The organism is Chloroflexota bacterium (assembly GCA_013152435.1).
Lineage (GTDB): Bacteria > Chloroflexota > Anaerolineae > DUEN01 > DUEN01 > DUEN01.
Genome location: JAADGJ010000072.1, coordinates 4386 through 19443 on the forward strand (window position 1 = coordinate 4386; position 15058 = coordinate 19443).

The 15058-nt window shown below is 65.2% G+C and carries 11 protein-coding genes; 1 reads left to right on the forward strand and 10 read right to left on the reverse strand.

The window, feature by feature from the left end:
• Positions 1-247: 247 nt before the first annotated feature.
• The 7 genes from GXP39_10160 to GXP39_10190 all read right to left on the reverse strand — a co-directional run bounded on the left by GXP39_10160 (position 248) and on the right by GXP39_10190 (position 9442).
• Positions 248-1375 (reverse strand): formylglycine-generating enzyme family protein, encoded by a 1128-nt coding sequence (locus GXP39_10160; protein NOZ28399.1) that lies wholly within the window; start codon positions 1373-1375, stop codon positions 248-250.
• Entirely contained in the window at positions 1273-3111 is a 1839-nt protein-coding gene (locus GXP39_10165; protein ID NOZ28400.1) for an NACHT domain-containing protein, read from the reverse strand. The genes GXP39_10160 and GXP39_10165 overlap by 103 nt, the downstream gene beginning before the upstream one ends.
• A 15-nt stretch (positions 3112-3126) precedes the next feature.
• Positions 3127-4179: an RNA-dependent DNA polymerase gene (locus GXP39_10170; protein NOZ28401.1), complete on the reverse strand. Its 1053-nt coding sequence runs from the start codon at positions 4177-4179 to the stop codon at positions 3127-3129.
• A gap of 473 nt (positions 4180-4652) precedes the next feature.
• Entirely contained in the window at positions 4653-5003 is a 351-nt protein-coding gene (avd, locus tag GXP39_10175; GenBank protein ID NOZ28402.1) for a diversity-generating retroelement protein Avd, read from the reverse strand.
• A 96-nt stretch (positions 5004-5099) separates the two neighbouring features.
• Positions 5100-8234: an SUMF1/EgtB/PvdO family nonheme iron enzyme gene (locus GXP39_10180; protein NOZ28403.1), complete on the reverse strand. Its 3135-nt coding sequence runs from the start codon at positions 8232-8234 to the stop codon at positions 5100-5102.
• Between the two features lie 525 nt (positions 8235-8759).
• On the reverse strand, positions 8760-9173 hold the full coding sequence (locus GXP39_10185) for a type II toxin-antitoxin system VapC family toxin (GenBank protein NOZ28404.1): 414 nt from the start codon (positions 9171-9173) through the stop codon (positions 8760-8762).
• A gap of 2 nt (positions 9174-9175) precedes the next feature.
• Positions 9176-9442: an AbrB family transcriptional regulator gene (locus GXP39_10190; protein ID NOZ28405.1), complete on the reverse strand. Its 267-nt coding sequence runs from the start codon at positions 9440-9442 to the stop codon at positions 9176-9178.
• Positions 9443-10015: 573 nt separating this feature from the next.
• Here GXP39_10190 and GXP39_10195 point away from each other — a divergent pair.
• Positions 10016-10471, forward strand: coding sequence for a VOC family protein (locus GXP39_10195; GenBank protein ID NOZ28406.1), 456 nt, complete (start codon positions 10016-10018; stop codon positions 10469-10471).
• Between the two features lie 96 nt (positions 10472-10567).
• Here GXP39_10195 and GXP39_10200 read toward each other — a convergent pair whose 3' ends face one another.
• The 3 genes from GXP39_10200 to GXP39_10210 are packed head-to-tail and all read right to left on the reverse strand — an operon-like array spanning position 10568 to position 14823.
• A complete protein-coding gene (locus GXP39_10200) occupies positions 10568-11794 on the reverse strand; it encodes a hypothetical protein (GenBank protein NOZ28407.1) in 1227 nt (408 codons plus the stop codon).
• 10 nt (positions 11795-11804) lie between these two features.
• Complete coding sequence (locus tag GXP39_10205) at positions 11805-12578, reverse strand: DUF624 domain-containing protein (GenBank protein ID NOZ28408.1); 774 nt, start codon at positions 12576-12578, stop codon at positions 11805-11807.
• Between the two features lie 31 nt (positions 12579-12609).
• Complete coding sequence (locus GXP39_10210) at positions 12610-14823, reverse strand: hypothetical protein (protein NOZ28409.1); 2214 nt, start codon at positions 14821-14823, stop codon at positions 12610-12612.
• Positions 14824-15058 lie beyond the last annotated feature (235 nt).

Sequence of the window (15058 nt, forward strand, 5' to 3'; positions counted from 1 at the left end):
GTGGGAGCTGGCGCTGCCGTGGCGGAAGGGGAGCTCTCGTTGCTATGAGCAGGCCGGGCTCCCACGCCCGGCCGCACATGCGGCAGGTTGAGCCCCCACTCGACGGTGGCGTCAGCGTGGGAGGTGACGCTTGAGGAGCTCTTTGCTTTGCATCCCGCTCCCATCCTGCATCGCGAAAAGCCGCTGGGGGGCACAGCCCCCCAGACCCCCCAGAGGACAGAATCCAGAGCACCAGAGGCCAGAGGGTTCAGAGTTCAGAGGTAGATGGGAGAAGCACCACCCGAAACCCGTTGCCCCAGTCACGGCCGCTCGGGTCGTACCTGACGCGGACGGCGCAGCGCGCGCCCCCGTGATAGCTGCCGAAGGACCCGCCACGCAACACCCGACCTTCATCCCCCTCTAACCCGTCATCAACCTTTTTCTCATACTCGTCGTAATCGTCCCTCCATTTCGTGCTGCACCATTCCCAGATGTTGCCACTCATATCCTCGGCGCCGCACTCCGCCTTGCCGCCGGGGAAGCAGCCCACGGCGCTCGTGCTGTCGATGTCGGTCTCGTTGTAGTTCATCTTGTTGGGGTCAGGTCTCGCCTGGGGATCTGAGCTCCAGGGGTAGCGTCGGCCGTCGGTGTGCCGCGCCGCCCGCTCCCACTGGGCCTCTGTCGGGAGCCGGATGTCTAGTCCCGTCTGCTCGGAGAGCCAGCGGGTAAAGGCCACGGCCTCATACCAGCTCACCCCCACCTGGGGATGATTGTCCAGGGTGAAGGGCTCGCCGTAGTCCTCCGGGCCGGTGATGCCGCTTTCCTCTTTCCATGCCCAGCCCGCCCTCGTCCAATAGCGTCGCTCGCGGTAACCCCCGGCCTCGACGAAGGCCCGGTATTGGGCCACGGTGATGGGATAGCGGCTGATGCGGTAGGGGCAGGTGATGAGGTGACAGGTGAATTGCGGTGCTTCGTCATCATAAGCCATCTCATCCGTTTCTTTCGTATTCCCCATGACGAAGGGGCCGGGCTCGATGCGCTCGCTCCAGAGGATGTCGGGCAGGCTTTCCTCATTCAGGCCCACGCCGCGGCGTGGGTCACCCAGTTTGGCCAGGGCGCGACCGGCCGCCGCTCGCGTGACGGGCGGGACGCGGCCGTCGTCTCGCATGGTGCGCACCAGGGCCTCGATGACGTCTTTCCTGGCCTCCCGGGTTACCCCGCCGGGCCACGCGTCGTGCACCGCCTCCCCGGCCAGCACCGCGGCTTGTCCCGGCTCCCCGGGTTCCCGCTGAATCAGCGCCCGCACCACGGCGCTCGCGGCCTCATCCCGCTGCTGAATGATGCCCATATAGCCGATGGTGAGCCGCGCCACCTCCCACCAGGCCTCCTCGCCCATGTGCGCGGCCAGCGCCTCCACTCGATGTCCTGCTGTCCCTTCTGAGCGATGGCTACCGCAGCCAGATACTCCTGGAAGGTGAGATGGATGAATCCATACTCTCGCGGCCCTCGCTCCAGTAGGAGCCCCGCGTACTCTCGTACGTCGGCCAGGAACTGGCGGGCTCGTCCCTCGGGATCATCGAAGCCGCGCTCGGCGTAGATGGCTTCCAGTTGACGCTGCAGATCCCCTTGCTTCACCAGCCCTCGCCCTGGGCTCGTTTCCTGCATCCACAGGGCCAGCGGGGCCAATACCCGTATGGTCTCCACCACGTCCAGGTCGCGGCTTGGCGGGCGGTCCAATCCGCGGGCCAGATTCCAGTGCTTGAGCAGGGTCTCCACATATTTCTGGTATAGCTCCACACGGCGCTCGGGCAGCGTGATGCCCTGGCGTTTCATCAAGGCCAGGATGGTCAGGAGCAGCGGGTTGGCCGCCAGGCGGCGCACGCCGGGGTTCCGATGAATCGCCTGCAGGAGTTCCTCCCTCTCCTGTTCGGCGTCCAGCGTGGCCACCCGTGTGTCTCCGTGCGCGGCCCTTTCGATGGCCGCCGTCCACTTATCCACGAAGAGCTTCATGTCCTCATCGTCGAAGTCCACCAACGTGCACTCGGCCAGGCCCTCCACGGCAGGCCGCACCTCTCGATAGCCCACGATGCGGCTGGTGAGCACGAACTTGTTCCCTCGCCGCCGCTGCTGGGTGAAGAAGTCCACGACTCGCGCCACCACCAGGTGCCGCTGGCCCAGGTCGCGCACCTCGTCCAGCCCGTCCAGCAGGATGAGCGCGCCGCCCTGGTCCAGAGCTTCTGCCAGCATCGCGTCCACGGGCAGATCGATACCCCGCCTCGCGTAGTATGCGCCGATAAAAGCATCGAGTGGGATATCCCCATCCGCCAGGGCGTTCGCGTACGCGGAGAGGGGTACGAGGATGGGGAGCCGTGGCCTCATGTCCAGGTCTTCCGCCCGGCCTTGGGCCAGCATGAGGGTAAGATATTTGAGGAAGGTGGTCTTGCCCGCGCCTGGGTCGCCTAGAACGATGAGCCCGTCGTTCTCCTGCATCAGGTTCAGGACGGGCTGTGGCTCGCTCAGACGCTGCCCCATGGCCTCCATCTCCTCCTGGGTGGGGCGTCGCCCGGCCAGACGCAAATCCCGAGCCCAGGTCTCCCCCTCCGGGAGTTCCACCCGCGCCCGCAGAGGGACATACACATCGATCAGAGGCAGGCGCAGAGGCACGCGGTCGGACACGCCCATGCCCTTGAGTTCCAGATATTGGTAGCGGTCTACCAGGCATTTGAGATACTCCTCGGTGGAACGCCGCAGATCCTCTTCGGGGGGCCGTCTGCGGATGACGTCCCAGAGGTCGTTCACGTCGGCTACGAGGATGATGTCTCCATGGACGTCTCGTCCCACGGCGACCTGGCGCGCGGCGACACTGTGGCGTTGGGCCACAATCCCTTCGCCTTTAGCCTGCGTGGTCGAGGTGGGGGGAGGTTGCTCACGGCGGGGCCGGTGTTGCCACCCAAACAGCAAGGCTCCTCCCGCTGCCAGCCAGAGGAGGATCTGGATCGTGTCCGCAAGGGATTGAATGATCTCCGAATTGGTGCCGAGGAAGGTAAGGAGCGGGGAGATCCACCACCGGGCAGTGGCAGCCAGGATGAGCAGGGCGAGAGCGAGAAGTGAGACTTTTAACCATTGACGCATAGGCTACTCCTCTTCCTATCTATGCGTACGTTCAGGCAGTATGATGTCGGCGAACATCGCCTTTCGCAGCCCGATCGTGTTGCCGTAACGCACGTGGTTCACCCAGCCCCGTACACTGGCATTCAGGTCGTCCAACGTCGCCTGGCCGCGAGCGTAGGCTTTCACCATGCGGTGCAGCTTCCTCTGATAATATACCCCTTTTCGTCGTTTCAGGCGACGGTGATGGGGAAATGTGATGAAGCCAAGGAAGGGAATACCCTCAGTCACAGGGCGAGGATGCGCGCCGGGATGGAGGCTCAGCCGCAGGGCGGCCAACCGCTCGACCAGCGCCTTTTTCCAGACCCATAGCTGCGCTTTGCTTTCGCTGAAGAGGAGGAAGTCGTCCACGTACCGAATATATGCGGGGCAGCGTAACTCCCTCTTGACGAAGTGATCAAAGGCGTTCATGTACACATTGGCCCAGAACTGGCTGGTGAGGTTGCCGATGGGGAGCCCACGCGGGCGATGCACCGCGAACAGATCGTCGTCGGGGAAGTATTCCATGCGATATTCATCGGCCAGCACGCCCTCGCCGCTTTCGAGGATACGGTCACACAGCCACAGAACGTGGGCATCGTGCACTTTGCGACTTAAGGCTGCCCGCAGGACGGCGTGGTCAATGGCGGGGAAGAACTGTCGGATGTCGCATTGAAGCACGTAGGGGTGCCGCCGGGCGAAGGCCTGGGTGCGGTTAAGCGCTCGATGGGTGCCCTTGCCCACCCGGTTGGCGTAGGAGTCGGTGATAAAGGAACGTTCGAAGACGGGCTCGATGAGGTTGCAGAGCGCGTGATGGACCACCCGATCGCGGAAGGGCGCGGCCGAGATGAGCCGCCGCTTGGGTTCGTGGATGTAGAAGCTGACGTACGCCCCCGGTGCGTACGTGAACGCGCTTAGCTCTTCCTGCAACCGGAGAAGGTTCTCCTCTAGACGGTACTCGAAGGCGGCGACGTTGGGATGACCGCGCTTGCCTTTGGCCGCCCGGCGATAGGCCAGGAGCAGGTTATCCCAGGAAATGAGGTCCGCATACACGTTATGGTATTCACTTCACTTTTATGACTGGAGTAGCCAACACGAGGGCCGTGGTGTCGCTGCGCCCCTATCCATGTTCCCCGGAGATGACAAGGGCGCGCATGATGCCATTTCGACGATGAACGTGCAACCGTTCGTTCCGGAGGTGGCCCCGCACCAGGCTAGGGCCAGGGTGCGGGACCGTTGTTATTCGCCCGAGCCGGGCATAGAAGCCCGACTGCGGCCGGGAACAGGCCCCACCATCATTCGCCTCGTCCGGGAAGAGGGTATCCGCCCGGCAATGCTGGCGGGAGAACGATGTGAGAAGCACCACCCGAAACCCGTTGTTCCTGTTACGGTTGTTCGGGTTGTTCCTGTTGCGGTAGGCGCAGCGCGCGTTCCTGTGATTGTTGTTGAAGGACCCGCCACGCAACACCCGATCTTCTTGAGCCTGCCCCTGCATCACGGCTAACAGCCGTCCGATGCCGATGGGATTACACTGCGGCGGTGGCTTTGATCCAGCCGCCGAGCAGCCTGCCGATCTCGGTGATCATGGTCGATACGTGTTTGTACTGCCCGGGGGAGAGCCATGTCCAGCGGAACGCCAGGCGCAGGTACATGCGTATTTTGCTCAAGGCCTCGTCGGCGAGAAAAAGCCTGCTACGTCTGGCGTTGCCCTTACGCAATTGGGCCTCCTCTAGTCGCTCCCGCAGATCGAAGGCTGCGTCCAGGAGCCGTCTGGTGAACGTGTGCCGATGGGCTTTAGGAAAATGGTTGGTCATGGGCAGCAGCCAGCTCAGGAAGTCGAACGTGCGCGTGAAAATGACCATCTCCTGTCCCGCCAAGCGTGTATCTCCTTTGTGCGAATTCTGCGCGAGCAGGGGGCAAAGCCCCCTGCACCCCCAAGGGGACAGAACCCAGAGCATCAGAGGCCAGAGGGTTCAGAGTTCAGAGGTAGATGGGAGAAGCACCACCCGAAACCCGAAGTACCAGCCACGGACGTACGGGACGTCCCTGAAGCGGAAGGCGCAGCGCGCGCTCCCGAGATCGAGGTAGAAGGACCCGCCACGCAACACCCGAACTTCATCCCCCTCTAGCTCATCATCCACCTTTTCCTCGTAATTGTTGTAATCGTCCCTCCGTTTCGTGCTACACCATTCCCATACGTTGCCGCTCATATCCTCGGCGCCGCATTCCGCCTTGCCGCCGGGGAAGCAGCCCACGGCGCTGGTGCCGCCGATGCCGGTCTCACCGTAGTTCATCCTGTTGGGATCAGGCTTCGCCTGGGGGTCGGGGCTCCAGGGATAGCGCCGGCCGTCGGTGTGGCGCGCCGCCCGCTCCCACTGGGCCTCCGTCGGTAGCCGGATGTTCAGCCCCGTTCTCTCGGAAAGCCAGCGGGTAAAGGCCACGGCCTCATACCAGCTCACTCCCACCTGGGGATGATTGTCCAGGTTGAAGGGCTCGCCGTAATCCTCCGGGCCGGTGATGCCGCTTTCCTCTTTCCATGCCCAGCCCGCCCTCGTCCAATATCGTCGCTCGCGATAACCTCCGGCCTCGATGAAGGCTCGGTACTGGGCCACGGTGATGGGGTAGCGGCTGATGCGGTAGGGGCGGGTGATGAGACGGCAGGTGAATTGCGGTGCTTCGTCACCGTAAGCCATCTCATCGGTTTCTTTCGTATTCCCCATGACGAAGGGGCCGGGCTCGATGCGCTCGCTCCAGAGGATGTCGGGCAGGCCCTCTTCGTTCAGGCCTACACCTGGGCGGGGGTCGCCCAGGTGGGCCAGGTTGTCACCCGCGATGGCTCGCTCGGTAGGGGCCAAAGCCTCATGGCGGATCACCCGTACCAGCCAGCGGCGTGCCCGATCCATCTTTCTCCGATCCGGCTCATGGACGTTGTTCAGGTCGGCGCTCTCCACCAGCAACTGCCCCGCCAGATGTGCTCCCCACACATCCGGCCAGGCGAGATCCGCATCCTCTTCCGGCGGCTCATCCTCGCACAGCGCATCGGCGAGCACCCAAACAGCGGATGATGTCCCTCGTCCCGCCTTGGCCCCGGCCAGCAGCGCCACCTCGCGCCAGCGTTCCGGGTCCGTCTTTGCCAGCCGTGCTACTTCGTACGGGTAGTCATAGTCCGTCAGATAGCAGGCGGCCAGGTATTCCTGGAAGGTGCGATGGGGGAAGGTATACACGCCCACGCCTCGCGAGACGAGCAGGCCAGCTCGGTCTCGCAGGAATTCCACCAGCCGCCTGGGCCGTACATCAGGATTCTCGCTGATGCGCATCAGTTTTTCCACCAGGGCGGCTTCACGGATGTCCGCGGTGCCCACCAGCTCGGGCTGACGGGCGTGGGCCTCGTAGGCCAGCTCATTGAGCACCTGGCGAATCCTCTCCTTTCCTACCTTCAGGAACTCCGCTAGGCTGGGCTGCATGATCACGGTATTGCCCTTTTGATCCCGCACCACGCGCTGCCCCTCCCATCGGTCCAGGAGCAACTCCACGGTGTCGTTGTACAACTGCTCCCGCTTCTCGGGCAGCGCGCCGCCTCGCCACGCGTGCAGGCTGGCCATCAGGGTCAACAACAAAGGGCGTTGCGCCAACTCGTATAGGCGTTCATTCCCCAGGATGGCCCGTTTCAGCAGTGCGGCTCGGCCCTGGGCATCCTCAGGCTGCTGGCCGCGCAGACGGGCGATATGCGCGTACCAGCGGTCCACGAAGCGAATGATCTGACCGCGGCTGAAGGGCGTCAGCACCGTTATCGCGAAGTCGTTCAGCGTCCAGTCCTGGCGACGATACGCATACACCCGGCTGGTGACGACCACGCGACACTTAGGGAACGCCGCGGCCACCGCGTGGATGACTTGGCGAATCTGATCCCGCCGCTGTTCCGCCTCGGGCACCTCGTCCAATCCATCGAACAGGAAGATGCCGCCCTGCTCAAGGAGGTGCTCCCGCAAAGCGGGGGCGTAGTCAGCCAGATCGGGCTCTCGCAGCTCTTCGGTGATGAACCGCCACAAATGTTCGACGGTCGCTTTCTCGTCGGGTGCGGGCAGGCCGCGAGCGGCGAAGTCTCGGAGGACAATGCGCACGGGCAGGAGAGGGCCATGGTCCCACGGCTGGCGCTCGTCCTGATCATCGCCATCATCGTCGGGCAAAGGGGCGATGAGAAGGCGTAGGTTGGCATCATCCCGACCCAGCCGCTCCCCGGCCAGGCATAGGGACACGAAGTTTACGAAGGTAGACTTGCCGCTACCCGGATCGCCCAGAAGCACCAGGCGTGGATGGTCGTTCAGTTCCTCCAGCACAGAGCGACGCCGCACATCTCGATTCCCGATCTCGCCACGTTCCAGGCGCTCATGGGCCTCTGGCGTCAGAGTGAGCAGAGCCGTGTACACTTCGCTCAAGCGCAAGCGTGTCTCCGCTTGACTGGCGGATTGAGGATCGATCCCCTCCAGAGAGAGGAAGCCCGTTTGCTGGATGAGCCAGTTCAGGTAGGCGCTTTGGAGTGCCTGCGATCCGGGCTCAGAGGAGACACGAGGATGCCGATCCGGAGCCTCCGTTGTTATGATGATATCCCCCTGCACGTCGCCTTCGATCAACATACCCCGCTCGCCCACTGCCTTCGCGCCCGGACCCTGGGCGATTGCCCCCGACCCTATGAGGGTCGCTTCAAAGCGCCCCAGGTTGCCCAGCCGTTCCAGCTCCGCGGCCAGCGTCTCCCGGAACCAGGCCTTATCCTCTTCCGACAGCGCGGCTTCGGCCAGGGATAGCGCCTCCAGCTCCGCCAACATCTGGTCGATCTCCGCCCGTAGGGCCTGGTTCTCCGCCGCCTCCTGGGCGATCTCTTCCGCCATGTCTGTCTCGTCTGTAGCGTCCTTCCATCGCTGTATCCGCTCCGCCAGCAAATTGCCGCCAACTCCCGCCAATACATTGCCCAGAGCCATGATCGCCGCTAAATCTCCCTGGGCGTACGCGGCCATCACAGGCCAGATCGTGGCGGCGGCCAGAAACCCGTAAACGGTGTTGATCCCCGCCTGCTGTAGCCGTGTCTTCCAGCCAGGAAGACGTTCTTTCATCCTTTCTTTCCAGACGGCCTTATCAAACGCCATGGGATATCCCTCCGGATGAACGCAGTCTTTCGGGAACACCGGATCTGTCACAATCATCTTACCAACCCGGCGTTACGATGTCAACGGGATTGACGAAAGGGACCGCGATCGGGGATAATAGGCCAGCCTTCTTGGCGCGGGGGAGGGGCGATTCATGAATCGCCCCTCCTCATGATCGTATGCAGGCTGGCCGGGCTCCCACGCCCGGCCGGAAGGTAGCGCCAGCGTGGGAGCTGGCGCTGCCGTGGCGGAAGGGGAGCTCTCGTTGCTATGAGCAGGGCCGGAAGGTAGCGCCAGCGTGGGAGCTGGCGCTGCCGTGGCGGAAGGGGAGCTCTCGTTGCTATGAGCAGGCCGGGCTCCCATGCCTGGCCGGGTGATGGTGCCAGCGTGGGAGCTGGCGCTGCGGATAGGGGGCGTCGTCGTGTGCAGGCGGGCCGGTCTCCCACGCCCGGCCGGGTGATTGTGCCCGCTGATGGGAGGGCGGGGTTTGGGCTATGGCTCCACCCGCTGGATCCCCGGGATGCGGTCGAAGTGGGCGTCGTAAGAATAGATGATTTGAGATCCGGCTTGCTCCATAGAGGCGGCGATGAGCGCATCCCCAAAGTCAATGCCCGTGGTCGCATAGAGGTCCAGGGCGCGCAACACCGCGCGGCGGTTACGGACCTGAAATCCGGGCAGGCGGATCAGGGCGGTCAGCATCGCTCGGATCTCGTCTCGCGGCAGGTTGTAGAGCCGGGGGGATGAGAGGACGTACACGGCGTCGGCGATGACGGTGTCCGGGGCCGTCAGGGTGAGTTCGCCTCTCTCGACCTGCTCGAACAGAGCCGCCGCGGCGGCTTGCTTCTCCGGGTCATCCTGGGTGAGCAAACGAATGATGACGTCGGTGTCGACGAAGGGCGCAGTCATTCTCAGTCCTGAAACTTATCTTTGAGATGGTCCTCGCGGCCGATCTCCCGCATCTCCTCCCAGGATAAAGGCTTCTTTAAAGATCCGGCGGCCCCTCGCAACGAGGCGATGTTGGGATAGCGCGGAGCGGCTAGGCGCACTGTGCCTTCCTCCTCGATGACGAAGGCGATCTTATCCCGGGGCTTGAGGCCCAGATAGGCGCGCACCTCGGCAGGAATCGTCACCTGTCCCTTACTGGTAATCGTGGCAAGGATTTCCTTTTTGCTCATCTCAACCCCATGTAGGTAAGGATTCAATTCAATGGTAAGGAAATGGTATCATATTCCTTGTGCATCGTCAACCCTTGAGCGCGCGGTGATAGCCTACCTCACCGCGGAGTCACAGAGGATGCTGAGGAGAAAGGCATGTTAAGCATACATGTCGTATTTATGGGGGACCACCGCAGTTGACGGAGGGCATCGCGATCGGGGATAATGGGCTGGCCTTCCTGGCGCGGGGGAGGGGCGATTCATGAATCGCCCCTCCTCATGATCGTGTACAGGCAGGCCAGGCTCCCACGCCCGGCCGGGTGGTGGCGCCTGCGTGGGGGCTGGCGCTGCCATGACGGGAGGGAAGATCTCGGCGCTTATGAGCGGGTCGGGCTCCCACGCCCGGCCAGATGGTGGCGCCAGCGTGGGAGCTGGCGCTGCTGTGGCGGAAGGAAAGAGCTTGGCGCTTATGAGCGGGCCGGGCTCCCACGCCCGGCCGGGTAATGGCTCCGGCGTAGGAGCTAGCGCTGCTGTGGTGGAAGGGAAGCTCTCGTTGCTATGAGCTGGCGCTGCTAACAGGAGGTGTGCTCCGTGATCCAGGCGAAATACGTACACACGAATCTCGTCGCCAGGGATTGGCGGCGGCTCGCTGCTTTCTATCAGGAAGTCTTCGGGTGCGTGCCGGTCCCGCCGGAGCGGGATCTGTCGGGCGAGTGGTTCGACGCCGCCACGGGGATACCAGGGGCACACGCGCAGGGCGTACATCTCCGGCTCCCTGGCTACGGGGATGAGAGCCCCACGCTGGAGATCTTCCAGTACAATCGGACGGCGGGCGACTCGGCCCCGGCGGTCAACCGGCCGGGGCTGGCGCATCTCGCCTTCGCCGTGGAGGACGTGGAGGCCGCACGGGAGGCCGTGCTCGCGGCCGGCGGGGGAACCATCGGCGAGGTGGTGTCCCTGGACATCCCCGGGGCCGGGCGGGTCACCTTCGTCTACATGACGGACCCCGAGGGCAACATCATCGAGCTGCAACACTGGTCGGAGGGATAAAGGGCGCCTGCTCTGGGGGGCAAACGCTTCGTAGAGGCAGCTCTCGTGGCTGCCCGGTATCTTCCCCCTGGGGCGACGCATGCGTCGCCCTTGCCTTTATCCGTGCCCGCCCTCTTGGTACTCTTCGTACAACCGGGGCAGGTGGCGCTCGGGATCCTGCCAGTACTCCCGGGGATCCAGCTCCAGCCGGCGCTCCGGCTGTCCGGGCTTCAGCTCGCCCGCCTGAAGGCGCTCGTGGATGCGGCGAACGCTCTCGGCCGCCGGCTTCTCGCTGCCGTCCCGCCGCACCAGTCCCAGCACTCGCGCTCGTCGGCATCGATCCAGCGGCGGGTCCTCCCACAGCGCCTCATCGAAGTCGGCGTAATGCCCCAGCCAGCAACCCTCCACGCCGTCGGCGATCAGTCCCTCCAGTACGCGCTCCACGAACTCCGCCTGTTCCGTCTCGCTGGCGAAGTAGATCTCCCGCGTCTCCCGATCGACCAGATCCCAGATCATCGTGCCCGGATCGCCGGGGACGGGTACTGTGGGCACGGCGCAGCCGACCACCCAGATGGGGACGTCCGGCGCCAGCGCCCGCATCAGCGCCACGGTGAATCGCGCCACCTCCTCGTCCAGCGGGTGCTCGGCTGTGGGGTGCAGGTTGGGATAGACCTCCACGGCCAGGGCGCCCAGAACCTCGGCGACGTCGGCGGGGCGCACCCCCACCGGCCGGGTGAGAGCTGACGCGTCGGCGTACCAGAGCAGTCGGGCCTCCTCGGCCACCTCCCGGATCTCCGTCGAACGCTGGTCCAGCCATTCGGCGGCCGCGTCCGGATCGCGAGGCGGCCGGGCCCGGTCCAGCTCATGTCCCAGGCTCCATCCCAGTACGGCCGGGTGCTCGTCGTAGTAGCCGATCACCTCGCGGAACAGCCGCTGTTGCGCGTTCACCAGCTTCTCGTCCTCGAACGGATCCCGCAGCCGGTAGCGGGCCTCCGCGCGGCCGCTCACGACCTGGAACACGGGGGGCTCGGCCGGCGGGAAGTCCATCGCCCAGTCGGGGAAGTGGAAGGCGCCGCACGCCAGGCCGACCTGCAGGTCGACGAAGGCACGGAGCCCCGCGTCCTCCGCGGCGTCTAGCACATCACCCAGGCGGTCCAGCACGCGGTGCTCCAGCCGATCCACGGTGGGCTGAACGGCGGACCACAGGAGCGGCAGGCGCACCGCGTGGCAGCCCATCGCCGCGATGTGGGCCAGCTCCTCGACGACTTCGCCTCGATCAAAGCGCTGCCACCAGCCGGTGGCCTTGCGTCGTGGCCAATACGTGACTCCGATGAGGAAGCTCATGCTGCCTTGTCTACCGTTGCGTGGGCTTCTTGCGGGCGGACTTGCGGGCCCGACGCCGCTGGGCCCGGCGAGATCGTGGCTTCGGCGGGCGTGGCCTCACCACCGGGCGATCATCCTGGGGACTGATCCCCTCCAGGATCACCTCCGGCGTCTCCTCCTCTTCCAGATAGGTCAGCATCTCTCGATAGGCGGCCAGGCGATCAAGCGTGGCGTGGTTGGCGACCAGGGCCAGGAGGCCGCTCAGCATCAACAGGGCCGGGGCGACGAGGGCCGCGCTGACCGCGACGAAGGCCAGCACGACGACCAGCAGAGTGATCGTGAAGAGCGAGTTCAGCATGGCCAGCCGAGCCGCGTTGCGCAGCGCCGGGATCAATGGGTGGCCCCGCATCTCGATGACCAGCGGCCACCAGTAGAATTGGACGGCGATCCCGGTGAGCGCGAAGATCACCCAGGCGATCCGGGCGAGGGTCAGGATTACCCCCGTGGTGGTGCGGGAGTAGTAGGTGTAGTTGAACGTCAGGATGCCGACGAAGGCCAGGGTGATGATGGCCCAGCCCCACGACTTCCAGAAGTAGCGCCGGAACGCCCGGCGGGCGGTTCGCCATCCGGCCCGTTCCCCGTGTGCCATGCGGTTGGTGACCTCCAACAGCGCGGCCGTAGCCGGAGGGCCGGGGATGACCAACAGAACGGCCAACAGCCACGCCGCGTTCATCTGCACCAGGAGGAGCGCCTCATCGCTCCAGTATTGGAGGGAGCGCCAGAACACGCGCAGGGCCGCTCTCATGCGCTCGCCTCCTCCGCCTGCGATATCCACGTCATGAGTCGGAATCCTCCAGTGGGATCAGTTGAGCCTCGCCGGGGCCGAGGGCGACGGGCACCCGACGATCGTCCACGCGAATCCGTCCCTCCCACCCGTCGCCTGGAGCGAAGGCGAACACCCAGGCCCGCCCGTCTCCTCGCAGGACGAAGGCGCACTCCTCCCGGCCGGCGCGCTCGATGCGATCGTACAGCCGAATCGGGAGGGCGCTCTGGACGGGCTTGTTGCTGTGGAGCGCGCCGTTCCAGTAGATCAGCGTGACGAGGCCGCCTCGCCACGGGATCCGCTCGCACACAAACCAGCGCCATCCCTCCGGTACGGAGGGCGTGACGGCGAGCCCGTCCGGCTGCGGTTGCAATCCGGCCAGGCCCTCCAGGGCCAGCCACAGCAGCACGGGTGGGAGCGAGGGGCTCATCTCCATGCCGCGACGCTCCCCTGTGTCGCCGTCCAGCCACTCCGGGAACTGGCCGGGCACCCGGTCGGTGGTCCCCTGTTGTGGCGGGATGCAGAGCGCACACAGCCGGTGGAGCGCATCCGCCAGCCGATCGGGCTGTTCCCGGGCGGCCATGGCCGCCCAGGCCCACGCGATAGGCCAGATGCCGCCCATGAGCCCGGACCCGAAGCGTGGATCGTAGGCCGGTTCGTCCTCGCCCACGGTGCGCAGGCCGTGGGCCGACATCCAGGCGGGGCTCCAGAGGCGCGCCGTCACCCGGGCACGCACATCGTCCGGCGCGATGCCCGCCAGGATCGGGAATACCTGATTGACCGTGAGCTCAGGGTTCGGCTCCCCATCGTTTCCCAGCGTCAGGAGATAGAGGCCGGTCTCCGGCGAGAGGAGTTGATCGTGGATGGCCTCCCGCAGCGCGGCCGCCTCCGACTCAAAGCGGGCCTGATTGGCCGTATCCCCATGCGCGGCAGCCAGTTCAGCCGCACAGCGCAGAGCCCACACGCAGAGGGCGTTGATCTCAGTCACGGCGCCGTCCAGCCGATAGCCGGGGATCTCGTTGCGCCAGCTCGCGATGCCGTGCCGGTGCGTGCCCTCCGCCTGCACGCGCACGAGCCGCCCCTCAGTCTGCCGGATGATCCAGTTGGCCGCGTCCCGGACGAGGGGGTATAGCCGTTCCAGGAAGCTCGCCTCCCGGTGGAGCGTGTAGTGGTGGCGGGCCGCCACGATGAACAGGGGCGTCGCGTCGTTCAGGTTCAGCCCGTAGTCGTCCGGGGTGCCCTGGACCGCGTGGAAACCGTCCGCCAGCCTGCCTCTGGGGAGCCTTCCGTGACGCCGGACCGAGTCGTATAGGTCGGCAACGAACTCGGGGGTCAGATAGTCGGTTCCCATGCCATACCACGCGGCGTCCCGGATCAGGACGGAGTCCCCCGGCGGGGTGTGTGGGATGCCGACGCCGCCCCGGTGCCGCTGCTGGACCCGCAGCGTGTTGACGGCCGCCCAGGCCAGTCCCTGGTTGATGACCGGATCGGGGGTGATGAGCCTTCCCCGCCCGATGGCCTCCGCCATGCGTCGGCTGGATTCCTGGAGCAGCACGCCCACGTCGCCGTTGGCCAGAAACCCGTTCCAGGCGACCTGCTCGCCGCTGCGGGAGAAGACGAGGATGAACGGGACGTCCACATAGCCCTCGGCCAGGACGAAGAAGCTCAGCCGGGCCCGGCCGGGCTCAACGAACGCGACGCGGGAGGGGGGGCCGTTGGATCCGAACACCCGGACCTCTCGCTCGGCGCCGATGGTGCGGGCGACCAGGAGGCCACGATCCATCTCCTGGCGCACGCGGGTTTCCTGCGCGTCTGGCGGCGGCTGACGCACGTGCCCATCCGAGAGGACGGCCGGCCATCGGATATCCACGTCGATCTGGATGTATTGGTGTCCTTCCGTCTCGAAGTCCATCTGCCAGCATACGGCGTGTTGATAGCCCGTCCGGAAGGGGACGAACATGCGCTTGGAGAGCACGATCCGCTCGCCGCCGTAGATCGTCTCCTGGTAAGCGGGGAAGAATCGGGTCACCATGGGGGTCAGCGGCTCGCCGGATGCGAAGATCCGGAAGCGGACCCGGCCGCAGTACCAGCGGCCATCGCCAGGGCTGTAGAGGCCGTCCAGGTTAGAGGCCGCGTCGGCGCGGGCGAACGCGTCCGGATTGCCGTAGGAGCCTCCGGTGGGCAGCGCGCTCACATCGCAAGAGAAGATCAGTTCGTCCTGGGCCACGGCGACCTCCGGCCGAGGGGCATCGATCGGGAGAAACACGACACTCGAACGATTATACCCGAGGCCTGGAGGGGGTACAAATGCTTGTTGAGGGGGGAGTAGGGCCCCTTTTCAAGGTCCAACGTCCATATTGGCATACATGGTGCCTGCAGGGACGAGGCAAGGTGTCGTGTCTGTATACGCGTCTTCTCGGTTTCCCCCAGCACACGACGTGGCCAGACGTACCCCACCCCCC

Coding starts and splice junctions, on each gene's coding strand:
- GXP39_10160 (NOZ28399.1), bottom strand. CDS start 1,375: ATGGGCGAGGAGGCCTGGTGGGAGGTGGCGCGGCTCACCATCGGCTAT.
- GXP39_10165 (NOZ28400.1), bottom strand. CDS start 3,111: ATGCGTCAATGGTTAAAAGTCTCACTTCTCGCTCTCGCCCTGCTCATC.
- GXP39_10180 (NOZ28403.1), bottom strand. CDS start 8,234: ATGAAAGAACGTCTTCCTGGCTGGAAGACACGGCTACAGCAGGCGGGG.
- GXP39_10185 (NOZ28404.1), bottom strand. CDS start 9,173: ATGACTGCGCCCTTCGTCGACACCGACGTCATCATTCGTTTGCTCACC.
- GXP39_10190 (NOZ28405.1), bottom strand. CDS start 9,442: ATGAGCAAAAAGGAAATCCTTGCCACGATTACCAGTAAGGGACAGGTG.
- GXP39_10200 (NOZ28407.1), bottom strand. CDS start 11,794: ATGAGCTTCCTCATCGGAGTCACGTATTGGCCACGACGCAAGGCCACC.
- GXP39_10205 (NOZ28408.1), bottom strand. CDS start 12,578: ATGAGAGCGGCCCTGCGCGTGTTCTGGCGCTCCCTCCAATACTGGAGC.